The sequence below is a fragment of the Lysinibacillus xylanilyticus genome (genome assembly GCF_001183605.1).
Taxonomy (GTDB): Bacteria; Bacillota; Bacilli; order Bacillales_A; family Planococcaceae; genus Lysinibacillus; species Lysinibacillus xylanilyticus.
Window position 1 is genome coordinate 200,416 of record NZ_LFXJ01000005.1, and the last position, 26,599, is coordinate 227,014.

General features: G+C 37.4%; 26 protein-coding genes and 1 riboswitch. Of the genes, 25 read left to right on the forward strand and 1 reads right to left on the reverse strand.

Annotated elements, in window-relative coordinates:
* Nucleotides 1-150 precede the first annotated feature (150 nt).
* From ACZ11_RS04030 to gcvPB, 11 genes are all read left to right on the forward strand, one after another.
* Entirely contained in the window at nucleotides 151-912 is a 762-nt protein-coding gene (locus tag ACZ11_RS04030) for an ATPase, T2SS/T4P/T4SS family (RefSeq protein WP_236690772.1), read from the forward strand.
* On the forward strand, nucleotides 890-1,963 hold the full coding sequence (gene comGB, locus ACZ11_RS04035) for a competence type IV pilus assembly protein ComGB (protein WP_049663988.1): 1,074 nt from the start codon (nucleotides 890-892) through the stop codon (nucleotides 1,961-1,963). The genes ACZ11_RS04030 and comGB overlap by 23 nt, the downstream gene beginning before the upstream one ends.
* A 10-nt stretch (nucleotides 1,964-1,973) precedes the next feature.
* The gene (gene comGC / locus ACZ11_RS04040; RefSeq protein WP_049663990.1) at nucleotides 1,974-2,312 is read left to right on the forward strand and encodes a competence type IV pilus major pilin ComGC; all 339 of its coding nucleotides are present in this window, start codon (nucleotides 1,974-1,976) and stop codon (nucleotides 2,310-2,312) included.
* Complete coding sequence (comGD, locus tag ACZ11_RS04045) at nucleotides 2,312-2,752, forward strand: competence type IV pilus minor pilin ComGD (protein ID WP_049663992.1); 441 nt, start codon at nucleotides 2,312-2,314, stop codon at nucleotides 2,750-2,752. Before comGC ends, comGD begins: the two co-directional genes overlap by 1 nt.
* Nucleotides 2,745-3,062 carry a hypothetical protein gene (locus ACZ11_RS04050; protein WP_049663993.1) on the forward strand — a complete coding sequence of 106 codons (318 nt, stop codon included), beginning with the start codon at nucleotides 2,745-2,747 and terminating at the stop codon, nucleotides 3,060-3,062. Before comGD ends, ACZ11_RS04050 begins: the two co-directional genes overlap by 8 nt.
* Nucleotides 3,055-3,480, forward strand: a complete 426-nt coding sequence (gene comGF, locus ACZ11_RS04055; protein WP_049663995.1) for a competence type IV pilus minor pilin ComGF — start codon at nucleotides 3,055-3,057, stop codon at nucleotides 3,478-3,480. The genes ACZ11_RS04050 and comGF overlap by 8 nt, the downstream gene beginning before the upstream one ends.
* Nucleotides 3,458-3,658, forward strand: a complete 201-nt coding sequence (locus ACZ11_RS04060) for a hypothetical protein (protein ID WP_049663996.1) — start codon at nucleotides 3,458-3,460, stop codon at nucleotides 3,656-3,658. The genes comGF and ACZ11_RS04060 overlap by 23 nt, the downstream gene beginning before the upstream one ends.
* A gap of 19 nt (nucleotides 3,659-3,677) precedes the next feature.
* On the forward strand, nucleotides 3,678-4,202 hold the full coding sequence (locus ACZ11_RS04065) for a shikimate kinase (protein ID WP_049663997.1): 525 nt from the start codon (nucleotides 3,678-3,680) through the stop codon (nucleotides 4,200-4,202).
* A gap of 135 nt (nucleotides 4,203-4,337) precedes the next feature.
* A riboswitch (glycine riboswitch) is annotated at nucleotides 4,338-4,430 on the forward strand.
* A gap of 281 nt (nucleotides 4,431-4,711) precedes the next feature.
* The gene (gcvT, locus tag ACZ11_RS04070; RefSeq protein ID WP_049663999.1) at nucleotides 4,712-5,815 is read left to right on the forward strand and encodes a glycine cleavage system aminomethyltransferase GcvT; all 1,104 of its coding nucleotides are present in this window, start codon (nucleotides 4,712-4,714) and stop codon (nucleotides 5,813-5,815) included.
* Between the two features lie 25 nt (nucleotides 5,816-5,840).
* Entirely contained in the window at nucleotides 5,841-7,187 is a 1,347-nt protein-coding gene (gene gcvPA / locus ACZ11_RS04075; RefSeq protein WP_049664000.1) for an aminomethyl-transferring glycine dehydrogenase subunit GcvPA, read from the forward strand.
* Nucleotides 7,180-8,643: an aminomethyl-transferring glycine dehydrogenase subunit GcvPB gene (gene gcvPB, locus ACZ11_RS04080; protein WP_049664001.1), complete on the forward strand. Its 1,464-nt coding sequence runs from the start codon at nucleotides 7,180-7,182 to the stop codon at nucleotides 8,641-8,643. The genes gcvPA and gcvPB overlap by 8 nt, the downstream gene beginning before the upstream one ends.
* Before the next feature lie 138 nt (nucleotides 8,644-8,781).
* On the opposite strand, the gene ACZ11_RS25565 is transcribed toward gcvPB, so the two are convergent.
* On the reverse strand, nucleotides 8,782-9,495 hold the full coding sequence (locus ACZ11_RS25565; protein WP_152911469.1) for a hypothetical protein: 714 nt from the start codon (nucleotides 9,493-9,495) through the stop codon (nucleotides 8,782-8,784).
* Nucleotides 9,496-9,685: 190 nt separating this feature from the next.
* Between ACZ11_RS25565 and ACZ11_RS04095 the strand changes: the two genes are divergently transcribed.
* The 14 genes from ACZ11_RS04095 (at nucleotide 9,686) to ACZ11_RS04160 (ending at nucleotide 26,598) form a co-directional block, all read left to right on the forward strand.
* Nucleotides 9,686-10,609, forward strand: a complete 924-nt coding sequence (locus ACZ11_RS04095; protein WP_049664005.1) for a serine/threonine protein kinase — start codon at nucleotides 9,686-9,688, stop codon at nucleotides 10,607-10,609.
* Nucleotides 10,610-11,146: 537 nt separating this feature from the next.
* Entirely contained in the window at nucleotides 11,147-13,315 is a 2,169-nt protein-coding gene (locus ACZ11_RS04100; RefSeq protein ID WP_049664007.1) for a hypothetical protein, read from the forward strand.
* Between the two features lie 227 nt (nucleotides 13,316-13,542).
* Nucleotides 13,543-13,968, forward strand: a complete 426-nt coding sequence (locus ACZ11_RS04105) for a hypothetical protein (RefSeq protein ID WP_049664008.1) — start codon at nucleotides 13,543-13,545, stop codon at nucleotides 13,966-13,968.
* 90 nt (nucleotides 13,969-14,058) lie between these two features.
* On the forward strand, nucleotides 14,059-14,493 hold the full coding sequence (locus tag ACZ11_RS04110) for a J domain-containing protein (RefSeq protein WP_049664009.1): 435 nt from the start codon (nucleotides 14,059-14,061) through the stop codon (nucleotides 14,491-14,493).
* A gap of 36 nt (nucleotides 14,494-14,529) precedes the next feature.
* Complete coding sequence (locus tag ACZ11_RS04115; protein WP_049664011.1) at nucleotides 14,530-15,105, forward strand: FHA domain-containing protein; 576 nt, start codon at nucleotides 14,530-14,532, stop codon at nucleotides 15,103-15,105.
* Between the two features lie 39 nt (nucleotides 15,106-15,144).
* Nucleotides 15,145-15,672, forward strand: a complete 528-nt coding sequence (locus tag ACZ11_RS04120) for an FHA domain-containing protein (protein ID WP_049664013.1) — start codon at nucleotides 15,145-15,147, stop codon at nucleotides 15,670-15,672.
* 6 nt (nucleotides 15,673-15,678) lie between these two features.
* Nucleotides 15,679-16,518 (forward strand): PP2C family protein-serine/threonine phosphatase, encoded by an 840-nt coding sequence (locus tag ACZ11_RS04125; protein WP_049664014.1) that lies wholly within the window; start codon nucleotides 15,679-15,681, stop codon nucleotides 16,516-16,518.
* Between the two features lie 50 nt (nucleotides 16,519-16,568).
* Complete coding sequence (locus ACZ11_RS04130; RefSeq protein ID WP_236690773.1) at nucleotides 16,569-18,200, forward strand: serine/threonine protein phosphatase; 1,632 nt, start codon at nucleotides 16,569-16,571, stop codon at nucleotides 18,198-18,200.
* Nucleotides 18,201-18,204: 4 nt separating this feature from the next.
* The gene (locus tag ACZ11_RS04135) at nucleotides 18,205-19,479 is read left to right on the forward strand and encodes a hypothetical protein (protein ID WP_049667039.1); all 1,275 of its coding nucleotides are present in this window, start codon (nucleotides 18,205-18,207) and stop codon (nucleotides 19,477-19,479) included.
* Nucleotides 19,470-20,165 carry a hypothetical protein gene (locus ACZ11_RS04140; protein ID WP_049664017.1) on the forward strand — a complete coding sequence of 232 codons (696 nt, stop codon included), beginning with the start codon at nucleotides 19,470-19,472 and terminating at the stop codon, nucleotides 20,163-20,165. Before ACZ11_RS04135 ends, ACZ11_RS04140 begins: the two co-directional genes overlap by 10 nt.
* Nucleotides 20,166-20,187: 22 nt before the next feature.
* A complete protein-coding gene (locus tag ACZ11_RS04145; RefSeq protein WP_049664019.1) occupies nucleotides 20,188-22,836 on the forward strand; it encodes an acetate and sugar kinases/Hsc70/actin family protein in 2,649 nt (882 codons plus the stop codon).
* Nucleotides 22,837-23,664: 828 nt separating this feature from the next.
* Nucleotides 23,665-24,438 (forward strand): hypothetical protein, encoded by a 774-nt coding sequence (locus ACZ11_RS04150; RefSeq protein ID WP_049664021.1) that lies wholly within the window; start codon nucleotides 23,665-23,667, stop codon nucleotides 24,436-24,438.
* Between the two features lie 40 nt (nucleotides 24,439-24,478).
* Nucleotides 24,479-25,171, forward strand: coding sequence for a hypothetical protein (locus tag ACZ11_RS04155; RefSeq protein ID WP_049664023.1), 693 nt, complete (start codon nucleotides 24,479-24,481; stop codon nucleotides 25,169-25,171).
* Between the two features lie 2 nt (nucleotides 25,172-25,173).
* Nucleotides 25,174-26,598 carry a hypothetical protein gene (locus ACZ11_RS04160; RefSeq protein ID WP_049664025.1) on the forward strand — a complete coding sequence of 475 codons (1,425 nt, stop codon included), beginning with the start codon at nucleotides 25,174-25,176 and terminating at the stop codon, nucleotides 26,596-26,598.
* Nucleotide 26,599 lies beyond the last annotated feature (1 nt).

Here is a 26,599-nt window from a genome sequence, read left to right on the forward strand (position 1 = left end):
AACTTACTAGTTGTCTATTGCGATCGTTAATCATACATATGCCAAAAGTAAAAAAATTAATCAAAACAATGCCAAAAGTTATAGGTAAATTCAATTGAAAATAATAAAACAATTTTAAATACATAGGGTATTAAAACCAAGTAGTATTGAATGGGTTGCTATTACTGTGTTGGCAAATATATTGTTAAAAAATTGGCGAAGATATACTTAAAATCACATATCCGGCTTCTTCTACAAAATCATGCATTCCCACTTACTTCCTTATCTTATTCCAAATATGTAGCAGACATGTTAATGGAACTAGTGAAGCATCGACAGGGACTCCTCTGTTTCACAGGTGCAACCGGTTCTGGAAAATCAACATCTTTATATTCTCTTATCCATTACTGTTCGACAGAGCTAAATCGACATGTCATTTCCTTAGAAGACCCTGTGGAAAATAATCAGGCAAACCTTTTACAGATTCAAGTAAACGAACGAGCTGGCGTTACATACGCTACAGGCTTAAAGGCTATTTTACGCCACTCACCTGACGTTATTATGATTGGTGAAATACGTGATAAAGAGACTGCAAAAATCGCAATCGAAGCTTCGTTAACAGGTCATTTAGTGGTCTCGACTATTCATGCTAAGGATTCGGTAAACTGTCTATATCGTTTTATTGACTTAGGTGTTTCAATAGAAGAACTTCGTCAAACTGTGGTGGGCATAGTTGCTCAAACACTTTTCCAATCACCAACAGTCCAGGAAGAACGCCGTGCATTGTTTGAAATATTAAGCGATGTACATCTTCAAATGGCCATCAATGCAATTATGCAAAAAACTAACTTTGAGCTACCACATAATTTAACGCTTGCAGGTCAAAAAGAATTGATAGAGAGTCAGATCTATGCGAATACAAAAGTTTATTGAAAGAATTCGATTAGATTACAAAAAGGCAACAATATGGCGAGTAAAGGAACAAGCTCATTTTTTTAGTCGATTAAGCGTGTTAATGCAGGAAGGTTATTTATTCTCACAAGCTATTTCTATTCTATTACCCCATCATATTGAAGCGCATGAAGAGATACAAAAGCTAGTCAATGAAAAGCTGAGGCAGGGTGTTGGTGTTTCAGGAGTTTTTGAAGCATTGCAAATACCAAAGCAGCATTTAGTAGCTATTACAGTTGCCGAAAACAATGGGCATATGATCGAGACGTTTAAAGGTGTGGCAAAGCAAATGGCCTTAAGTGAATCGACGAAGAAAAAATTAATGAAGCTACTCTTATATCCAGTAGTACTCATTTTATTTTTGATGCTGTTGTTTTTAGTGTTTCGCACCATATTTTTTCCTAATATAGAAAAAATGGTGACAAGTCGAACTACTGGCACAGAGGAGACAAGCATTGCTTTGTCAAAAGTATTATTGCATTTTCCAGATGCTTTAATTGTCGTAAGCATAGCAGTAATTTGTAGTATTTTGATTTTTCACCTTTATCTCAAACGACGTCCGATTACTTACCGGCTAAATATTATCCTAAAAACGCCATTGATTCGGATTTATATACGAATGTCTTTGACGAGACAATTTGCCGCTTATTTAGGAAGTCTACTCCAAAGTGGATTTTCTTTACAGGCGAGTTTACAAATTTTAGAGGAACAGCGACTCCAACCTTTCCTACAATATCTGGCAAGATGTATAAAGGAGCGTGTTGTTTTTGGTGATACGCTGACACAAGCTGTTCATTTGATGACAGTTTGGCAGAAGGATTTCTCGGCATTTGTTGAACATGGAGAGCAAAGTGGCTATTTAGGAAAAGAGCTGGTACTATACAGCGAATTATTGACTGAAAAGCAAGAGCAACTATTGTATAAAATCCTTGCTTTTGTGCAACCAACCTTTTTTATCATTATTGCAATGTGCATAGTTGCCGCATATGTAAGTTTATTATTGCCGATATATCACATGATTGAACTAGTATAGGAGGATAATAATGAAAAGGATAAAGCAGCAACATGGTTTTACATTAATAGAAATGCTTATTGTTCTGCTAATTATTTCTATATTAATTCTAATAACAATCCCAAATGTTACGAAACATTTTGCCACTGTCGATGAGAAGGGGTGTAAAGCGTATATTTCCATGGTGCAGGGGCAGGTTGAGGCATATCGAGTAGATTTTATGGAGTATCCAACAATTGAAGATTTGGTAGCAAAAGGCTATTTGAAAAAGAATGAAACGACCTGTCCTAATAAAGAAGAGATTATGATCACTAATGACGGCGAGGTACGATTGGCGAAGACCTCTTCTGATACTAGTTCTGGTAGCTGATGGATGTTGTAAAAAGTGAGCAGGGTTATACGTTTGTCGAAATGCTCTTTGTATTGTTTATCGTTATATGTTTGTCAACGATTGTTGTAAAGTATTCGTTAAAAGCAGCGGAAACTAGGGAACTTGAGCAGTTTTTTACACAAATCCAATTAGATATTCAATATATACAAACTTATAGTATGCAACAAGGGGAATATATCTCGATGAAATTTGAGAGCTCATCAAAGAGATACATCATTAAAAAGGATATTTTTACAGAATTATTTGAACGACCTTTTCCGAAAGGGGTTGAGCTCATACCTACTTCAAGTTCAATTTACACGATTATATACAATTTCAATGGAAACGTCATGACACCAGGGACTGTTTATTTTAAGACGCCTCAAGGCACTAAAAAGATTGTGATTACGTTAGGACGTGGGAGGTCGAGAGTTGAATGAATCAGGTTATTCATTTGTAGAAACAATTTTATCAGTAGTCATTGTTATGTTATTATGCACGACATTAATACCGCTCAGCTACACGATGAAATCGACTCTTTATAACAAGAAGTTAGAAGTCATCGCAGCTGAAACTGCCTACGAAGGCTTAAAGCGTTTTCGCTATTTACAGCAAACGGAAGGCACTAAAACCATTGAAAATGTAGATTATCAATGGTCTATGAATGGACATGGGATATGTGTAAGTTTTCTAAATACGCGAGAATTACGCAAAAAATGTATACAACTGACAGGTGTAGTCGATGAATGAGCAAGGTTATACTTTATTAGAAGCATTGTTTCAATTAGTTGTTTTTGTGCTTATTGCGCATCTTGTTGTGTTCATAATGCTTTGGTTTGCAGAAATGAAAACAACGGTACTATCTGATGAACAATCAAAGTGGGAGCTTTTTGTTTATGATTTGAATATGTATTTAAAGGATATTTCATCATTAACGATTCGACAAGATCAAAAGAGAATAACATTCCAGGAAGCAGATACCATTCATAATATCGATTGTTATAGCAATTTAATTCGTGATCAAGTAAACGGTGGTCATGTACCAATGCTAATTGGTATTAATAAATGTCAGTTCCAATATGAAAAAGATATGCTAACAATAGCTGTTGAACTTCCAAGTGGTATCAAAAAGGAGCGAACTTTCTATGTTCCAGTTATTGAAAAATGACAGAGGGGCTATTTTTTTAATCGCAATTGCATTATTATTTTTTGTAACTACTTTTGTTCTTACGTATTGTACGTCTTATGAGATTCAGTTTCGAACATATGATGACCTAGAAAAGCTGAATATTCGAGCTACGATAAATTTATTAGGACAAATTTTGTCAGACAGTGTAGAATCGTAGTTATAAGAAGGTGATTCGAATGCGAAAAATATATTTAGTTGGTTTTATGGGCTCCGGCAAAAGTGCGTTAGGAAGACGATTGAGCTATTTATTAAAGATGCCATATTATGATATGGATCATGAGATTGTTCGGCAGCAGGGAATGACAATTCCACAGATATTTGAAAAATACGGGGAAGCACGTTTTCGAGAAATAGAAACAGAATTTTTGAAAAAATTCAGAGACGAAGCTTGTATTATTTCAACAGGTGGTGGAGTTGCAATCAATGCTGAAAATCGAAAAATAATGAGACGCAGTGGGCTCGTGTTTTTTTTAGATGCGTCATTCGAAGATATATACAAACGAATACAGCATGATCCGAACAGACCAATTGTACAGAGTTCAACGAAAGAGGAGTTAGAGAAGCTGTATCATTACAGAAGAAGATTCTATCGTGAGACTGGACATATACAAGTGTTAACAGAGGGCAGAACACTCCGCCAAATTCTTGAGTATTTAGTATTCCAAGTTAAAAGGTTGAAAGGCGAACATTTATTAAAATAATGCAGAATAATGTTCGTGTTTTAATATAAAATAAAAAATGATTGCCTTTTCAATGCATTTAATGTTAGGATATAGACAAATAAGTAACTAAATGTTCATTGAATACTAAATAGTACCAAGATGAATCTTGGGCGGATGATTGTGCGGGGAGAGCACGTGTAGACGTCACCGAAGGAGCAAATAACAAAATGTTATGAATCTCTCAGGTAAAAGGACTCGTACAAGACGCAACTCTGGAGAGAGCTGTAGTACTACAGCCACCAAAGGGGAAAGCCGGCTGATTGGCATTGTGGTAATGCGAGCCAGTCTGGTGTAACTTTCAGGTTTAAGGACAGAGAATCCCGAAAAGGGGTTCGTCTGTCTTTTTTTATGTCTAAATGTTTTGCCTAATGTTGTTAGTTCCTATTCCTTATTTGAATGAACAAACAGGGGAAGCATGATTGTACTAATAAAAAGCAGACGAACTACTACCAGTAAAAAATGTAACTACCAATAAGGGGGCAAAAATAATGACGAGTGAATTAAAACGTACACCTCTATTTGAAGAATATGCAAAGTATGGTGGTAAAACAATCGACTTCGGTGGATGGGAATTACCAGTGCAATTTTCTTCTATTAAAGAAGAGCATGATGCAGTACGTAATCGTGCTGGCTTATTTGATGTATCACATATGGGTGAAATTTTAGTAACTGGACCTAATTCACTAGATTTTTTACAAAATCTTTTGACAAATGATATTTCAAAAATTGCAGTTGGTCAAGCGCAATATAATGCAATGTGCTATGAAGATGGTGGAGTTGTCGATGATTTATTAACGTATAAATTAGCAGACAATCATTATTTATTGTGCGTAAATGCGGCAAATATTGAAAAAGATTATGATTGGATGATGGAAAATCAACATCAATATGATGTGACTATCGACAATCAATCAGATGCTTATGCACAAATTGCCCTTCAAGGTCCATTAGCAGAAGAGGTTCTTCAAACATTAACAGACACTGATTTAAAAACGATTAAATACTTCCGATTCCAAGCAGATGTTGAAGTTGCTGGTCATAAAGCATTAGTATCTCGTAGTGGTTACACAGGAGAAGATGGTTTTGAACTATACGGCTCTCCAGAAGATATTAAAGAGTTATGGAATGAAATTTTAGAGGCTGGAAAAGACAAAGGCGTAGTTGCAGCAGGTTTAGGTTGCCGTGATACACTTCGCTTTGAAGCGGGTCTTCCATTATACGGGCAAGAGCTATCAGCGACAATTTCACCTCTTGAGGCTGGTATTGGTTTTGCTGTGAAATTAAATAAAGAGGATTTTAATGGTCATGATGCATTAGTGGCACAAAAAGAAAATGGACTGTCACGTAAAATTGTAGGTATTGAGATGATCGATAAAGGAATTCCTCGTCATGGCTATAAAGTGTTTAAGGATGGTAAGGAAATCGGTGAAGTGACTACAGGTACTCAGCTTCCTTCCTCTAAACGTAATGTTGGTCACGCATTAATTGACAGTCAATTCGCAACTATCGGAACTGAATTGGAAATCGAAATTCGTGGTAAGCACTTAAAGGTAGTAACAGTTGAAACACCGTTTTACAAGCGTTCAAAATAAAAGTTGAAAAGAGGGACCTACATTTATGAAACATCGTTATTTACCAATGACGGAGCAAGATAAACAAGAAATGTTAGACGTAATTGGCGTATCCTCAGTTGATGAGTTATTTGAGGATATTCCAGAAAAAGTACGTTTTAAAGGCCTATATGATATTAAAGAAGCAAAATCTGAATCAGCTTTATTAAAAGAATTAACGGCACTTGCTGCGAAAAACAAAGATACAAATGCTAACGTATCGTTTTTAGGTGCAGGCGTATACAACCACTATAAACCAATTATCGTGGATCACGTTATTTCTCGTTCAGAGTTTTACACAGCGTATACTCCATATCAACCAGAAATTTCACAAGGGGAATTACAAGCAATTTTTGAATTCCAAACGATGATTGCAGAGCTTACAGGTATGGATCTTGCAAACTCTTCTATGTATGATGGAGGAACAGCATTAGCTGAAGCTGGTATGCTTGCAGCTGGACATACACGCCGTAAGAAAATTTTAGTATCTGAGGCGGTTCATCCTGAGTATCGCGATGTCGTTGCTACATATGCATACGGTCAATCCATTGAAATTGTTACCGTTCCACATAAAGATGGTGTGACAGATGTAGAAGCTTTAAAAGAACTAATTGATGACAATACGGCAGCTGTTATTACACAGTATCCTAACTTCTTTGGTCAAATTGAGGACTTACAAGTAATTGGCGATATTGCACATGAAGCAAAAAGTTTATTTGTCGTATCTTCAAACCCACTTTCACTAGGGGTTTTAACACCTCCTGGTAAGCTAGGTGCTGATATTTGTGTAGGGGATGCACAGGTCTTTGGTATTTCTGAAGCATTCGGTGGTCCGCACTGTGGTTTCTTTGCAGTAACAACGAAACTAATGCGTAAAGTTCCAGGTCGTCTTGTTGGTGAAACAGTAGACGGTGAAGGTCGTCGTGGTTATGTTTTAACGTTACAAGCGCGTGAACAACATATCCGTCGTGATAAAGCAACATCTAATATTTGTTCGAACCAAGCGCTTCTTGCACTTGCTGCATCTGTAGCAATGACTGCTCTAGGTAAGCAAGGCGTTCGAGAAATGGCTATGCAAAATATCGCGAAAACTCGCTATGCTAAAAATGCTTTTGAAGCGGCAGGCTTCACAGTAGCATTCCAAGGTGCACACTTTAACGAAATCGTTGTGAAGACAAATAAATGTGTGAAAGAAATTAATAAAGGCTTAATAGAAAAAGGTATCATCGGTGGTTATCCTTTAGGTCAAACATATGACTCTCTTAAAAATCACGTGCTAATCGCAGTAACAGAATTACGCACGAAGGAAGAAATTGATGCACTTGTTGCAGAAATGGGGGCTCTTAATGCATAACGAAAATCAATCACTCATTTTTGAAATTTCAAAAGAAGATCGCGTAGGTTACAGCTTAGAAGCACTTGATGTACCAGAGGTTGATCTTGCAGATTTACTTCCTGCAAATTTAGTACGCGCGGAAGCAGCCGAGTTACCAGAAGTATCTGAGCTTGATATTATGCGTCACTATACAGCACTTTCTCGTCGAAACCACGGTGTAGACTCTGGCTTCTACCCACTTGGTTCTTGTACGATGAAATATAATCCTAAAATTAACGAGGCTGTTGCACGACTTTCTGGTTTTGCAAATGTTCACCCATTACAGGATGAATCAACAGCTCAAGGTGCAATGGAGCTTCTTTACGAACTACAAACTTCATTAGTTGAAATTACAGGTATGGATGAAGTGACATTACAACCAGCGGCGGGTGCTCATGGTGAATGGACAGCATTAATGATGATTCGTGCATTCCATGAAGCAAACGGTGAAGGCCATCGTAATAAAGTTATCGTTCCTGACTCTGCTCACGGTACTAACCCAGCATCGGCAACTGTTGCAGGCTTTGAAACTATCACTGTTAAATCAGATGATAATGGTTTAGTAGATATTGAAGATTTGCGCAAAGTAGTTGGTTCTGATACAGCTGCATTAATGCTAACAAATCCAAATACACTTGGTCTATTTGAAGAAAATATTATCGAAATGGCAGAGCTTATTCACTCTGTTGGCGGTAAAGTATACTATGACGGTGCAAACTTAAACGCGGTTATGAGTAAAGCACGTCCTGGTGATATGGGCTTTGACTGCGTGCACTTAAATTTACACAAAACATTTACAGGTCCTCACGGTGGCGGTGGCCCAGGTTCAGGTCCAGTAGGTGTAAAAGCAGATTTAATTCCATTCCTTCCAAAACCAGTTTTAGTAAGAACAGAGGAAGGAACATATCATTTCGATTACGACCGTCCACAATCAATCGGACGTGTTAAACCTTACTACGGTAACTTTGGTATCAACGTACGTGCATACACTTATATCCGTACAATGGGTCCAGATGGCTTAAAAGCTGTAACAGAATATGCTGTACTAAACGCAAACTATATGATGCGTCGCTTAGAGCCATTCTATGATTTACCATATAACCGTCATTGTAAACATGAATTTGTATTATCAGGTCATCGTCAAAAGAAACTTGGCGTTCGTACTTTAGATATCGCAAAACGTCTGTTAGACTTTGGCTACCATCCACCAACAACTTACTTCCCATTAAATGTGGAAGAGGCGTTAATGATCGAGCCAACAGAAACAGAATCTAAAGAAACATTAGATGCATTCTGCGATAAAATGATCCAAATTGCAAAAGAAGCAGAAGAAAATCCATCAATCGTACAAGAAGCACCACATACAACAGTCGTAACTCGCCTAGACGAAACACGCGCTGCTCGTACACCTGTGCTTCGCTATCAAAAAGCATAATTAACTGCCATAAGGCGTCCAATGAGTATTTGAGTACTTGTTGGACGTCTTTTTTTATTCTTTTTTTGATTAACATTAGCAATGTGATGGAAAGAAAACAGGGCGACGGAAGAAAGTCGGAAGCGACGGAAGGAAGAGTCAAGGTGACGGAAAGAAGACAGGGCGACGGAAAGAAGAGTCCAAGCGACGGAAGGAAAGATCCAAGCGACGGAAAGAAAGTCGGAAGCGAGGGAAGATTGAGCCAGGGTGACGGAAAGAAGACAGGGCGACGGAAAGAAGAGTTGAAGCGACGGAAGGAAAGATCCAAGCGACGGAAAGAAAGTCGGAAGCGCAGGAAGATTGAGCCAGGGTGACGGAAAGAAGACCGGGCGACGGAAAGAAGAGTCCAAGTGACGGAAGGAAAGATCCAAGCGACGGAAAGAAAGGCGGAAGCGAGGGAAGATTGAGCCAGGGTGACGGAAAGAAGACCGGGCGACGGAAAGAAGAGTCCAAGTGACGGAAGGAAAGATCCAAGCGACGGAAAGAAAGGCGGAAGCGACGGAAGGAAGAGCCAAGGTGACGGAAAGAAGACCGGGCGACGGAAAGAAGAGTCCAAGTGACGGAAGGAAAGATCCAAGCGACGGAAAGAAAGTCGGAAGCGACGGAAGATTGAGCCAGGGTGACGGAAAGAAGACCAGGCGACGGAAAGACGAGCCAAAGAGACGGAAGGAGAGATCCAAGCGACGGAAAGAAAACAAAAAGCTGGATAGAACCGACGAAAAGCTGGATAGGACCATCAAAAAGCTGGATAGGACCATCAAAAAGCTGGATAGAACCATCAAAAAGCCAGAAAAAACAAAGCAACCCCACCACATTATGCCAAACCCCCCATGCAATGCAGAACCCCGCCCCCCCGAACCCCTATAAGAAACTATTTAATATAAGGGTGTATATTGATATACTTACATTAATTTGTACTTTAGTTAAAATCATCATATATTTCGCATTGAAAATGTAACAAATTGTTCGTAATCCATGTGTTGAAAGGGCTGATAGATTAAAAATGCAAGTGATTCAAGTTGAATTGAGCTTACCGGCAAACAGTGTTTTGAATGATACATATAAAATAAAAGAAGTTATTGCTACTAGTAAATTGTCATTTGTTTATATCGCGGAGAATATTAATGAAGGGAATCAGCTAATTATTAAGGAGTTCTTTCCAAATGACATCGCTTTACGGGATTTAGATAATAAAACTGTCGTTAATCGTTTGCCTTCAACAAAGCAGAAGTTCGAGGATTTAAAAGCTATTTTTCTAAATGAAGCGTTAATTATGCGGCAAATAAATCATCGTAATATCGTCAAATATATTGACCACTTTGAAGAAAATGAGTCAATTTATATCGTGATGGAGTATTATGAAGGAACGTTATTAGATCAATACTTAAAGGATTTTCCTATTAATGATAGGGACCATTTGTACGCGAGTATATTCCTTCCTCTAATTGGTGCTTTAAGCTATTTACATAAAAAAGGCATACTTCATCGTGATATTAAACCAAGTAATATTATGATAGATTCTGAAGGTAATCCATATTTACTGGATTTTGGTTCGGCTATTATTTATAAAACTGCTGAGAATCATCAAATATTTACAAGCCCAGGGTATTCTCCTTTAGAGCAATATTCGAATGTATCTAAGCAAGGTGTGTATACAGATATTTATAGTTTAGCAGCAACATTTTATTTTTCTTTAACAGATATTATCCCGCCGGATAGCTCAAAACGTGTAATCGAGGATAAAATCGAAAATGTGAGAAAATATAATGAAAAAGTGAGTATTATTCTATCTCGAACAATTATGTGGGGTCTTGCAGTGCATGCAAAAAAACGATGCTCTTCACTTAAATTTATGGAACTGGCCGTTGCTGTTGGAAATATTATTAATAGACTAAAGGATTATTTTAAACCGGATGATTCTAAATGACTATCCATTTATAAGGATGGTTCTAAAGTATCAATTTTGATTTTAAAAAATATTTTTTGTTAAGAGCTTATGGACTACTTATTTTAATTCCATAAGCTCTTTTTTTAGTAAAAATATAGAATAAATACATTTATTTTTATTAATATGCGTAAATTTTACCATGTTTATTTTTTGCGATGAATCCAGTTTAATACATTTATATTGCATAATATCCTAATGTAAATATTGACAATAAAATTAGATATTGTATAGTTACTTTGTGATACATAATGTCATCAGTGAAGTAAGCATGTGAAATTATAGAACCAATAGGAATTCTAGTATTGAGTAACTGGTATACATAATTACATACATAATCATAAATAAGAATAAATACTAATTCTTTGTCTGTAATTACCATTTTGTTACTTATTAGTATTTTATTAGTTGATTTCGAACGCGATTATCATATTTTATTTGCTACTCACTAAATGATTATGCTTACTCGAAATTCGTTACAAAAAGGAGGGATGGCTGTATAATTATACGGCCGACTGAATGGAGATTATTAGTCAAACAAACAGAACCATGCTCTTCGAGGAAATTAATCCGGAAAAAATGGATTTAATTACGCTTGTTGGAGATGTAAAAGGGATTGATAGCCTTAGTGATGAAAAAATCAAAGAAATTAATGAATATCTTCTTGTCAAAAGCTTCGACGAATTTTTAGACAAGTTTTCTCCAACGGTTTACTCATTCTACAATGCTGCTAACCAAAAGGTTATGTATACATTAAAGAAACCAGAAGGAATTCAAGATGACTGTATTTCTGAAATAGCAATTGACCAAAATAATGATTTTTTAAAAATGCTATTTACCCTCATTGATACGAAAAGAAGTCAGGGCATTGCGAATGTTGATTTTAAGTTTGAGAATTTGCTCGATATGATCTCTCCTAAAAAGGTTATGGATGATATTCGACAAGTCAGAAAAGAAATCCATTACCTATACGGTGAATATGACAAGTTAGATGAAGGCGATCCAAAAAAATTGGATACAGGGGACAAGCTAAACCTGATGTTTGAAGTGGCAAGTAGAAATTACAACAATGTCATGGCGATGCTTCCTTTAGCAATTGAAGATATTAAAACGAGACTATTGTTAGGTGCTAATCAGGATGAAGATGAATCCGAAAAATTACAAATAGGAACACTTTCTATTGGTGACAATGGTGAATTAAAAATCATTGAGGCACCACAAAATAATAGCTCGGAACTGATGGTTATTGAGGAAAATAGTAACTATGGTTTAAGCACAGTTTTCGAAGAGGACTATGAGGCGATTACAGAAACACCATCTTCTTATGTGAAAGATTTAGTTGTAAGAACTTTCTCTCCTTTGCCAGCTGTAAGGGCTGAATTTGATGTAGAGACAGAGGTACAAAACTACAATACATACTTAGAATTCTATAAGGATGCTAAGGATGAATTTGTAAAAACAGTGAAGCCGTTAGTTGAAAAACTATTAGGTGTAAAAATGTACTTTGATCAGTATGCAACTAAAAACAAAGGTATGCAGCCCTCGTTAATTGTAACAAACACAAAGTTAGATATGCTCGTTAAAAGTAATAATCTACCACGATTACGCACGTATTTAAACACTGTTAACTCCAAAAATGACTTTACAGATACGGTATGGTATGGAATTGTCCCTGCACTAGAACTAGAGGCTTCTGGAAAAATGAAAGTAAGCAGAGCTAGATTTAAAGGGAACGATAAGGTTGCCAAGCAAGACGGCAATACAATGGAATCGTTATCCATCCTTCTCGATACTGTGAAAGATTATAAAATACAGATTTTCTTCAACTTCATGACAGAAGAAGAAACAACATTCAATGGAATTGCGACAGCAGGTATTGATCGCCTGATCGATAAATGCTCAGTGCTTGTTCGAAAAGATTATAGTGAGTTTGCGATACCATGTTTACCGAACTTCACTATTATTCCTAAAGATAAATCAGGTGTAATCATTGATACAAGAATGCAGACAACAGAAAACGGAGCGCGATTATCTAAAGAAAAAGAGGATATTTTAAAGCTTTGGATAGATGGCGTTTACGTTGGTGCTAGCTATGTAGCGGCAGGTATTGTTTCAGCATATCAATGTCCAGAATATTTGAAAGACTCATTTAGAAATGTTCAGAGAAATTATCCAGGTGTACGATTCGATATCGAAGCTGGTGATAACTCGCTTAGAGCCGTTACAACAATGGCGAAAGAAATCTCTGGATTTACTAATAATATTAAAGATGCTATTAACAGCAGAAGCTTTGGCTTTGTATTCTCTTCAGAGAATGTACAGCTTCAAGATAAAGATATTAAACGTATTACAGTGTATAAAGCTAGAAGTCTAGCAATGGAAGAAGATGGATTCGATTCAATCTACAAAACACAAGTTAGTACGTATATTGAAAGAATTTTACGATTCCAATCTGGTGACTTTAAGCATGAAAATATCGTTCGATTCTTTAGTAATAATCCAAGTAGCCAAAAAAGCAAATGGGTTAATGACAAAGGCTATGTAAACTCTATTATTCACGATGGAGATGACATCGGCTACATTATCGATGAAAAATCAAGCACATGTCAGATTGACCTAGTGTTTAACGGTAATGTGAAGAATCTTGAAGTTATGATTACAAAGGCAAGCAGTGCTGTTAAGGCCTAACAAGTTTAAACATACAATCAAAAACTTTTTAAGTGGGATGTTTAAGATTTATTCATAAATCTTTTAACATAAATAGAATCTTCCATGAATTGCTAGATGAAAAAATTACATATTTCTCCATGCTTAATGTATTTACATTGGGCATGGAGGAATGTATACAGCTAGTTATAAATTTCATCTAAAGCATTTCATTGAGACGATTCAACAAATATTAGGAGGTACAAAAAATGGGTTTTGTATTAAAAGTAGAAGGATCAGAAGCAATTGAACTAGGGTTAGACAGCATTATGTCTGTTGAGTATGAAACAGATACTCCAAATGACTCTAACGCACGTTCTACAGATGTAGGAGCAACTTTAAAAATAAAAGGTAAAATCCTTACTGCAACAGATGGTGACAATTCTGATGATACGATGAAATTAGGTTTATGGTCATTAGTACCAGCTGAGAAAGCTGACTGTTACCGTAAAGTAACTTTAGAAGTTATTTCTGCTGATCAAGTAGTAAGAAAAATTAACTTCCCAAATGCTTTCGTTGTTGACTATTCAGAAAGATATGGTGACACAGAAGGTATTGGTGAATTCTACTTATTCATTAAGCAAAAGAAAGACAAAACAGACTTGGCGAAAATCGAAGGCGGCTACGCTGTCTAAGATTGCTGCTTGATAGCACTCCACATTATCTAAGGGACTTTCATAGTTCCTTAGATAATTTTGAATAATCCTAATACTGGGGATGAAAACATGAAAACGCATTATGAAACTTTAGGTGTCAGTAGAGACGCCACGCAAGCAGAAATAAAACTCGCTTATCGAAAACTATCAAAAAAACATCATCCAGACGTGAGCGGTGGAAACAAAGAATCTGAAAAGATTTTTTTAGAAGTGACAGAGGCATACAAAGTACTGAAGGATCAAGCTTCTAGAGAGGCATATGATGCTCGACTAGATGGAGCTGGTCAAAGTTGGAGTAATGGACAGACTTATGAAAAACAGTCTACACGCCAACAGTCTACTGAAAAAAAGCCAGATTTCAATATGAACAATATTGAAAAGAACTTTGAACACTTTTTTGGTTTTAACCCTAAAACAAAGGAAACGGGATCAACCCTTAACAAGAATGCAAAGAAGAATCCACTAGATACAACTGATTTATTTGAACGTTTTTTTAATAAGTAAAACTAAGCCATAGCTAGTATGAAGGAGTGTGATACCATGTATGATCAAAATTCAATGGATACATACACTGAAAACGCAAAAAAACAAATGATTATAAAAGTTATAGATATCATTATTGTCACAATCGCCTTCTTTTTCATTCTTTACGTATTTGTCATGAATCAGGATTTTATTTTGAAAACAATTATTGGACTTATGTTGGTCATACTAGCAATTGTTTATGGCGCTGTTATGTATGAGGCAAGAGATAAAAATTACGATGTGACAAACAAAAAAATTCGAAAATTAGTTCTCCTCAATGATCGAGGAGCTGAAATAGATGAATGGGAAATAGATGACCAAACGTCATTACTTATTGGTAAAAATTCAGCTGACAATAAGGCAGATATCGATTTAAGCGGTACAGAATATGAATCGCTTATTAACTATGAGCATGCTGTATTAAACAATGTTTCTGGAGTATGGTACATAGAGGATATTGATTCAGTAAATGGTGTTGGTATAAAAAAAGCTCATAAGCGCGTTAAAAATAGAATACAACACGAAAACCCTTACCCAATCGGTAATGGAGACACGATTTACATAGCAAATACGCGAATTTTAGTGAAATAGAGACAAGTAAATTCGTAACATAGACGGGGGATAGCAAAAATGAGTTTGATTAGATGTACGAATGGTCACATGTTTAGTTCAAGAAGACATAGAAATGTTTGTCCATATTGCAATGTAATGGTGGAACAGGAGCAAAGACCAAGCAGTCAGCAAACAGCTGTAGCAGAGCTTGATGATAAAACAATGCCATATCTCGGAGAAATGGACGGCATTGATCCGGTAACGGGATGGTTAGTTTGTATTGAAGGGCCTCAAATGGGTCGAGACTATCGAATTTTATCGGAAAAAAACTTTATTGGTAGAGCTGAGGATATGCACATTCGTATTGTTGGAGATAATTCGATTTCTCAGCGTAATCATGCCGTTATTGTTTATGATCCTAAAAAAAGAAATTTTTATCTACTGCCAGGTGATGCATCAGGCTTAGCTTATCTGAACAATGAAGCGGTTTATACGCCAACAGAGCTAGCGGCGTATGATGTTATTCAGTTAGGCAGAAGTATGTTTCTCTTTATTCCCTTATGTGGTGTTCATTTTGAATGGGAAAACAACAATAGTGAGGGATGATGACAAATGGATCCGAAACTACTGCCATACATAATTGCGCTTGTTTTTATCGTTGTACTCGTTGCCTTATTAATCATTAGAAACATGCTTGCGCAACAAAATGAAAAAAACAAAATAGAAATCGGGAATGGACAAACAATTGGCAGACGTGATGAGCAAGATGATTACTTCTCAACAGCTGAAACGAAAGATGGGACAATTGCTGTCCTGGCAGATGGTATCAGTGGTTTAGCAAACGGTAGGATGGCAAGCACGGTTGCTGTTAATACATTTATTGAAGAATTTAAAAAGCTTAGCGGTCTAAATACTCTAGAAAAATTTTTTAAAGAGGCCGCTTTTGCAAGTAATCATATGATTGTCGAAAATTTAAATGGCTCGAACGGTGGTACTACATTAGTGGCAGCCGTTATTGACGAAAACGGATTTCTTCACTGGGGAGCCGTTGGCGATAGTGTCATAACCATTTTTCGAAATGGAGAATTTAAGGCAATCAATCAAAAGCATATTTTTGAATCAGTTTTAACTGAGCGATATATATCTGGTGAAATATCTCAGCTTGAGGTGCAGGAAAATCCTTTGAAAAAGAGACTTATCAATTATTTAGGGTATGAAGGCTTTAAAAATATGGATATAGGAAAAAGTCCGATTCAGCTAAATAGAGGGGACAAAGTATGTCTATTTAGTGATGGAGTCTATGATACTTTAACAGAGGTTGAAATGGAGAAAATTCTCTCTCAGCAAGCTACTCCCTATGATATTGCTCAAGACATGATAAAAGCCGTTGAACAAAAACGCTTAAAAAATCAAGATAATGCAACCATCGTTATTCTAGAAAAAACATGGTAATCATTTTACTTGTCGTCTTTAAATGAGTCAGTAAATAAGGAGGAGTAATCATGAGAAAGGAAAATAGCAACTTTAAAACAAGCTTTTTATCCGAAGCGGGCTCATTTTTGCAAAATAAAGATTACTTTGCCTATACAGAGCTGGATGATGTAGCCTGCTGGGTAGCTGTAAAAGGGTTAGATTCTGATCAGGAAATAAGTAGTGCGGAGCTTGCCGTGAAGGCAATTTTAGAGAAATTCATGGAAAAGCCATCCATGTCTAGAAGAAGCATTAAAAAATATTTGAAAAATGCACAAGACATACTTCAAGCGCAAAGTTTAAGGGTGAGATTGAAGGCTAGTATTGTCATTGTCGTATCAGATTACTCAAAGATGATTGTGGCAGTTGCAGGAAATTCGAGATTGTATCATTTTCGTAATGGTACTTTATCGTTTAAAAGCACAGATCAAAGCTTAGCGCAAGAGATAGTGAATACTAGGAACCGTTCGCTTGATATAAGTCATCACGAGGAAAGAACCAATTTACTAAATTATCTTGGCAAACCGAAAGATTTCCAACCTTTTGTTTCAAAGAAAATGAAGTTAATGGATGACGATGTACTAGTGCTTTGTACAGCCGGCTTTTGGGAAGATGTCAATGAAATTGAAATGGCAGATGCGTTGGAAGATGCAAAAGAGCCTGAGAAATACATTGATCTATTAGAAGAGGTACTGTTAAGTAGGCAAAAGAAAGTTGTCAATAATTACACAATCGCAGCTATATTTGCTAACAAGGTTTATCAGGAAACAAATAAGAAAAAAATGAAATACATCAAAATGATTGCTGCTGCTTTAGTCCTAGCTTTAGTCGTAGGTGGAGGCACGATTTTTTATCAGGCAAAGCAAGCCAAAAAAATGGCTGAATTAACCGTCGAGATGAAAGATCATGAAAAGAGCGGAAACCTTTATTTTCAAGATGGGACTTATGATAAGGCACTGCTGGAGTATAGTGAAGGTAGAAATGCGGCAAAAAAATTGAAGGACCCAATACATAGGAATTTACTAGCTAAAAAATTAAGAGTTACCGATCTAATTATCAGTGGAGATAAATTTGCGGAGGAAGGTAAATTTAACGATGCCCTTGAGTCATATGAAAAGGCTAAAAAAGAAGGAAAGCTTATTAAAGACTTTGGGAAAGCAGTAGTTGAACAAAGAATCGCTAATATGGATACCATTGTACAAATTGCTGAAGCTGTGAAAGATGGAGATTTTCTATTTGAGGCAGAGGATTACAATGGAGCTCTTGAAACGTATCAAAAGGCAAGAAAAAAAGCCCTGACAATAGCCTTTACTGGTGAACCTGAAATAAAGACAAAAATAGAAGACACAGAGGCTAAAATTGCTGAATTGAAAAAGGCCCAGAAGGAATTAAAGGCTGAAGGCTTAGAAAAAAGCGGAGATCAGAGCTATGCACGCCAAGAGTTCGGGAAAGCAATTGAATATTATACACTTGCACAGGAAATTTATCAGGAGACAGAACTGCTGTCGAAGGTTTTAGGCCTTGAGCGAAAGGTTATGAACGCCAATGATAAATTAAATCCTCCTCCCCCAGCACAAGCTGCCGATAATGCAGCACCGCCTCCGAATGAAGGGACAGCTGCCAATGAGCCATCTGATGCTGAAGTGATGAAAGAGGGAAAATAAATTGATGAAAGAGCTCATGATTGAACGGTTACGAAAAATAGAAGATTTAGAGCAACGTCAACTGCTAAAGGATATTGTCAGTGGCGTTTTTGTAAATTTAATCGACTATCAGGATGAAATGAACAAAAAGCTTGAGGAACGCATTTTCAACGAAATAGATGATGTCGAAAATAGGTTTGATATTTATGTGACGTTAAGTTCTAAGGAGGATGTTGACCCTATTCATGAATGCTTATTCCCAATGCGGCAAGCTGATTTAGAAAGTAAATCTATCAATTTTAAAAAAATGCTTGAAGCGTTTAAAAACAATGAATCAGTAGAACTGTTTACATTATTTCTAGAATGTGATTCCATAAAAATCCAACAGTTACTTGCTAGGCAGCGACTCTTTAATGGAAAGCTAGTAACGACAGAAGGACAAGTAGAAATTAAAGTCAGTCTTTCGCAGAATACTGACTATTTACAAGAGATTAACAAGCTATATCCGCTTTTCCAAGTAAATGGTTTGCCCTGGAAAACCATTAATCACCCGTTCGTCTATAAATTTTTTAATGTAAATTTAGTAAATTGCCCACCTTTAAATGAGGATGTCGAAATTACAGAAATAATTGTTGACTTAGAGGAGTATGAGCAAGAAAAACGACTGAATATGGTTCCACTATGGAACATTGAACGCCATGAGGTCAAAAATGTCGGTTTTCCCATTCCTGCAATCGATAAGGTGAATTATGAGCATGTCCTCTCCATACGTAAAATCGGCAACGAGCATGGCTATCTTGTAGAGGCCGATGAGGATAATGTTCGTTACGTTAAACGTTCAGACAATGAATTAACAATTGTCTCACCCCGGGATAAGTCAGGGGTTTGGCAGCTAATAAAAATTGCAAAAATGGAAGATGAGAAAATCGGGAAATTATATTACGAGCTTGTATCAAATAGAAGAATTGAGCATTTTATACACAAATTTGCTAACAAGTATACGGCCAATGTTAAAACGAAGGGCGAAATTACTCGTATGATTAATTCCTTCGAGGCAGCTGACAGCTTTGAGCTTGTAGATGTCGAAATAGTGGACTCCTATTCTGGAACAAGCTTTACTCATTCTGCGAACACTTTCTTAACGGAAATGATAGGAGAAAATAATCATAAAAAAACGATGCTACTAAAGTTTAAGGCGAATGAGGAGAGAAACTTTATTGCAAACGATATTTTGAGCTTTCTCGTATCAGAAGTGCAACGACATTTCTTCGAATATGAATGTGTAGGTGTTTGGCTATGAACTATATTTGGGATTTGCTCATTAAGGCTGAGGATGAAGGCCTTTCTAAAAAGGATATATATTTTCATCTTGCCGAAGTCTATTCACCTTATATGGAACTTAGCCCACAACTATTAAATGCACAAGATATTGAACAGCATGTTGAAGTAAATCCGTATTATCGCTATTACGGAATTTTCAACAATCTTTTCCACCTTGATAATACTTCAGATATTGAGTCTAGGGATTACCTTTTAGATACCGTATTGCATTTTTTAGCTGAAATTGATCGTATGCAGGGCATGAATAAACGAGAGTTCTATATTCGCTTTATCTTAAGAGAAATCGAAGCCAATGTATTTGGAAAATTGGTACGTGATGATATTCATGCCTTTACGAAAAAGGAGCAAGAAATAGTTGCGCTCAACATGCTTAGGCTTTACCAGACAGGTGAAGAAATTTACTTATTAAAGGATACGCTGAAAAGACTCTTTAAAAATTGCATGATTTATGTGAAATCGGAGGAGCAGGATGAGCTGCTTTTATACATACGTCAGAAGCAGACTGAACAGAATCAGCGAAAGGTCCAGCTTGTACGAGAAATTTTTCTGCCAATAGGCTTTCATATGGAGGTTTATTGGCAATATCACTTTGGCATTATTGATGCAGAGGAAACAATGAAGCTAGATCGAATAGCTCTTTACTAAATAGGGCAGAGGAGGTATTCCAATGACAACTAACTATTCATATAAGCTGTATGCCAATAAGCGTAATACAGAAAAGAAATATATGACCTATACACGAGTAGAATTAATGGAAATGACAACCTTCCAGCTTAGAAATATTTGCTATAAGGAAAAGCTTGTGACGGGGCTTATTAATACACTGACTAGAGATGAGTTAATCGACAAGATTTTAAGATATCGTGGCTCTGAAGAAAACCCTCTTATTAGAGAAAAAAAGGATGGGGGCTTTGAACGAGTAGAAGCGGCCATGCAGGAGTATTTAAAAACGCCGATGACTGACAATGGTGACATTAAAATTCCTGCCAAAATGAGCTTATATAGTGGGATGAAGATTGATAAACCGGATCAGTATTTCGTAGAAACAGGCGGTTTTCTTGTTGAATCCAATGTACTGCTAGTAAATGAGCAGCTAGATCTTTGCGGCATTCTTAATATCCTTAAAGACGACGAAGTTCCAAATCAATATTATTTCGCAGCTGATCAAGCAATTGGTATTCGGAAGACAAATAATAAAAACTACAGCTTTATTTTTTTAAGAAAGCAAGATTCCGAGTATATCTATAAGACTTACTATCAGGAGACCCCACTTCCGCCAACAAATCTTCATTACTATAAGGTTCCAATACCAGATTTAGAGATTAAACAGCTTGAAACAACTAATGCCATTCTTGCCATTGATTTTGGAACAACAAATACTACGGCTGGTGTCTATTTAGAGAGTGATTATGTAGCCTCTCCTTGTAGTCATGATCTATTAAATAACAGAATTCAGCTAAATAGCATCAATTTTGTACAATTTCCAGATCCACTTCATCAAAACGAATGGATAGAAGTAGTACCGACGGTCATGACTGTAGCAGATTGCTCAAATGCAGACCAAGTTAGCTATCACTACGGCTATGAAGCGTTAAAAATGATGAAAAAAAATAGCTATACATCTTTGGCTACGAAATTCCAAGGTATTAAACGATGGGTTAGTAATTATGCCAAGTTGGAAGAAGTAATGGATGCCAACGGGAATACTGCACTTGTTCCACGGAGTCAAATTTTAAGAGAGTTTATGCTTTATATTATTCGAATGGCGGAGCATCAATTTAAATGTCGCTTCAAGCATTTACATATCTCCAGCCCTGTTAAGCTGAAAACACAATTTTTAGATATGTTTCGTGCGATTTTGCCTGAATACCAAATCGAAACTGAGCATGCCCTTGATGAAGGGATGTCGGTTCTTTATAACACGATCGCCAATCAAATAGAGAATAATAGTTTTCTCGATGGCAAGGAATATAAAGCACTCGTGATCGATTGTGGTGGCGGAACAACAGACCTTTCTTCCTGTAAGTTTCGAATAGAGGACGGACATATTTCTTACAAAATTGATATTCATACTACCTATGAAAACGGGGATACGAATTTTGGCGGCAACAATATTACCTATCGTATTTTCCAATTTATGAAAATCGTCTTTGCCAACTATTATAGTCGAGGAAAAAATGATTATGATATCGATGCATTAATAGATATTCCAGGTAAGGATATTTATCGATATGTAGACGACCATGGCGTGGAAGCAGTGTATGAGCAATTCGAAAAAGCCTTTTTAGATGCCGAATCTATTATCCCTACACGTTTTAAGGAATTTGAAAATCGAACACGTGATGAGTACCTCCGTGTTCGCAATAATTATTATTTCTTATGGGAAATGGCAGAAGAGATGAAGAAGGAATTTTTCCGCAAAACAGGTATATTAAGAAGTCGTTTTTATGCGGATAGCGAAATGCAGCACGATAGTGATTTAAATGTGACAGCAGTAGATCGCTGGTGCCTATCGTTGGTAGAAAATAATCAATTTAAGGAAGTTTATGACTTTCCAAATGTCTTCTTCAACATTAAAGAAATCAATCATCTCATAAAGGCAGATATTTATGATATTGTGCGAGAATTTTTAGAGGAATTTTATGAGACTGGCATACTGAGTGACTACTCCATCATTAAATTAACGGGACAGTCCTGTAAAATAGACGCATTTCGCGAGGCTTTAAAGGAATTTGTACCAGGACGAAGCATTGAATTTAGACAAAAGGCTGAAAATGTCGGTAAAGTCCCAGAGTTAAAGCTTGCTTGTTTAAGGGGAGCACTTCGTTATTTAAATGCTAAGAAAATCGGCATGATTGAAACAGAAGTGACGAACCATGCGCCTGTTGTGCCTTATGCTGTCAGTGCCTTTACACATAATCGTCAGGAAAAATTACTTATTAGTAGCTTAGAAAGACTGAATCAAATACACGGGACGATTTCTCGCCCATGGGGTGTAAAAGAGGTGGAGTTTTACTTAACGGGTAGCGACAATCACTCATCGTATAAATACACTTACTTTAATCGTCAGGAGGATTTTGCGCCTGTTCTTTATGAGAATATCGCCATGCACTATCAAGATAAAATTCCGCAGGACGAGACGGATTCCATCATGAATGGAGAAGTGAAATTCTTCGTCTTTGCAGGCGAAGATCATTGGGGCTTCCATGTAGTTCCAGTAGCAAGAAAAGACGAGCAGCTGTTTATCGGAAGCAAGCAATTCTTTGCCTTCGAAACCGATTTGTCTGAGCTAGATTTCTTTGATGGATTAAAGTAACACCTTCGACGGATGAAGAGGATTTATTAAGTGATCGGGTAAGCCCCGAAAGTGATCAGGTAACTCTAAGAAGTGATCAGGTAAGCTCCGAAAGTGATCAGGTATCTCTGAAAAGTGATCGGGTAGGCCCCGAAAGTGATCAGGTACCCCTGAGCAGTGATCGGGTATGCCCCGAAAGTGATCAGGTACCCCTGAGCAGTGATCGGGTATGCCCCGAAAGTGATCAGGTACCCCTGAGCAGTGATCGGGTATGCCCCGAAAGTGATCAGGTACCCCTGAGCAGTGATCGGGTATGCCCCGAAAGTGATCAGGTACCCCTGAGCAGTGATCGGGTATGCCCCGAAAGTGATCAGGTACCCCTGAGCAGTGATCGGGTATGCCCCGAAAGTGATCAGGTACCCCTGAGCAGTGATCGGGTATGCCCCGAAAGTGATCAGGTACCCCTGAGCAGTGATCGGGTATGCCCCGAAAGTGATCAGGTAACTCTAAGAAGTGATCGGGTAAGCTCCGAAAGTGATCAGGTATCCCTGAGGAGTGATCAGGTAAGCTCCGAAAGTGATCCGGTACCCCTGATAAGTGATCGGGTAAACCCCGAAAGTGATCAGGTAACTCTAAGAAGTGATCGGGTAAGCTCCGAAAGTGATCCGGTACCCCTGAGAAGTGATCGGGTAGGCCCCGAAAGTGATCCGGTACCCCTGATAAGTGATCGGGTAGGCCCCGAAAGTGATCAGGTAACTCTAAGAAGTGATCGGGTAAGTCCCGAAAGTGATCAGGTATCCCCGAGGCATACTTGATCAGTAAAAAACAAGAAAAGAGGTGGGTGACAGCTTGTTTGCCAATCAATATCCACATTTTCAAAAGGGCCGAATTTTAAAGCGAGAAATGCTGGAAAATTTGCGAGATTACCCAAGAGAATTTTTAGATTTATATTTCCAAGATTATTCAAATGGCATTATTGCTGGTGCCAATATTATCGTAGCAGATACAAGCCTCATTATAGCGAAAGGCATTATCAAGCATAACGGAAAGCTCTATATGTTACATAGTAGCTATGAGCTTCCTTATGAGGCAACAGGAAGCGAAACGATTCTAAAAGTACGGTTTGCTGAAGAAGTGAATGAATTAGATTTTAGAAACCATACAACAGAAATAGTCCTAGATGATTCATTAGAACTTGCAAATAATGAGCTAGAGTTGGCGCGCTTTAAATTAAAATCGGGTGCAAAACTGCGCTCAGAGTATATTGATTTTTCCGATTTTGCGACTGAATACAATACGGTTAATTATCTTCACAGTCAGTATGCAGGTTTTCAAAAAAGCACATACCATCCAATCATTTTGCGCTATTTTGCACGAGAGTTGTTAAAAAATCGCCCAGCGAATCCGTATGATATAGCTTTTGCTTTAGAGTGCATAAATCAGGAGCGGGTTCAACGAGATGCGATTGATTTTTATATTTGCAATCGGCTAGAGCTAGACTACCAAACATTTTCGAATAGTCAAATTCATAAATACTTGAACCGCATTTTATTGGAATCAAAGCGCGGTGGTCGTATGACAGGGCATAGCCAAGGGCGACCAAAGCGCATGATTGTTGACTAGCTGATGGTCTGCAGATGAAAAAACGTTCAAGAAATGGAAGGTGAATGGGTTGAAATTTTTAGATGAACAAATTATTGCTCTTAGAAATGAAATGCGAGAGCAGGAACAACATGAATTAGCTCAAAAGGAAGCAGCTTTAAAAGAGGAGCAAGCGCCGCCTGAGGAGCCTATACAGGAGGAACAGTCTGAGCTCGAAGCAATTGATCTTTACAAGGACTTTGTCAATATAGACGAGCAGGAAGTGCCAGTCATTGATCAGCATGTCCTAGATGGAAAAATTTCGTTCCGAATGCCGAAGATATTTTCAATCATGCCAGCTGCGTTAGCCTCATTAAAATACCCTTCTGAACGAAGACCAAACATTATTTATACGGATGAATCATCTACTATCAATCTAGCCTTCAACAAGACATCACATTCTTTACCTGATGAGGGTGTAGCTGAGTTTCAGGAAAACATGATTGAAGTTCTAGAGCAAGCTCAGCCTGCAGCAGAATGGTTTGATACAGATGTGATCCAAATAGATGACAAAACAGTTGGCTTTATTGAGGTCATTACACCTGCTATTGATGGTGAGATTTTTAATTTAATGTTCTTTGTATCGATTGATGGGAAAGCGCTTATCGGTACGTTCAATTGTATGGAGGAGGATACCGAGACTTGGCGTCCTATCGCAAGAGCGATGATGGAAACGATGCAATTTGCACCTAACGGAAGGGTAGGAGGAGTATGACGATGAGTGAAGTAGTAACTGCCTATCATAATCTTCAAATATTGCCATTCAAGCTAGTGAGCATTCAAGAGCTCACGCTCACGAAGAAAATGAACGAGCACGCGACATTACGCTTCACAGGAATCGTACCTGAGGAAGTTCGAGATCAGTACGTCGAAATGACAGAGGTCCATTCAGCTATTGAAGTGAATCAGCTCGATCATTTAGGTGCACCTACCCCGTTATTTAAGGGGGTCATATTAGGCGTCAAAGTAAGTGCGATTCGAGATATTTATTATATCGAAGTAGAAGCAGCTTCCAATACATATCAACTCGATATTAAGAAGAAAAATTGCTCCTATCAGGATAAAGAGATGACCTATTCATCTCTATTCAAACAATTGAGTCCCTTTTACCCTGGTCTCGATGTGATCGATGAGGCTACAAAGGGAGGAAAATTAGGCAAGTTTACTCTACAGTACCGAGAAACCGATTGGGAATTTTTAAAACGTCTTGCCTCCCGCTATAACACTGGACTAGTTCCTGCTGCTACCTTTGATAAGCCAAAGTTCCATTTTGGTGTCCCTGCCGGCAAAGCAAAAGGAAAGCTAGAAGACTATCACTATACGACAAGAAAAAAACTAGCAGACTATCTTCTCTATACAGAGAACGGCAATGATGGCATGGGAGAACATGACTTTTTGTATTATGAAGTGGAAACCGATAAGGTACTTGCCATAGGAGACCACGTAACCTTTCATAAGCAAACTCTCTATGTTTGTGAAGCCTATATGTCGATGAAGGATGGCTTACTAAAGCATCGCTATACACTTTCAACGAAGAATGGCATGAACAAGAGAGAAGTATTCAACGATGAAATTTCTGGTGTCTCTATTGAAGGTAAAGTGTTAGAGGTAGCTAAGGATCATATTAAGGTCCATCTAAATATTGATGAAAAACAGGATAAAGGGAAGGCGCATTGGTTCCTCTATTCAACACCTTATACAGCTGAAGGGCATAGTGGCTGGTATTGTATGCCTGAAATTAACGACTTTGTTCATGTATATTTCCCTTCTTATCGTGAAGAAGAGGGAATTGCCAGCAGTTCTATTCGAAAAAATTCAGACAGCAGCGCAACTAATAAGCTAGATGATCCTTCGACGAAATATTACAGAACAGCCTTTGGCAAAGAAATTAAGATGAGTCCAACAGAAATTGTTATTACAGCACAGGATAACGATATTTTTATCCGTTTAAATGAGGCGAGCGGTATCGAAATTTTTAGTAAAAAGGCAATCAATCTTATATCCGAGGCAGATATTTCAGTCAATGCAAGTAAGAAAATTCTTTTGTCTGCGGAGGAAGAAATTTCACTAAAATGCAAGGAAAGTAAAATAACGATGGATGGCAGTGTGCAAATTTTCGGGAAAGAAGTAAAGGCCAATTAAT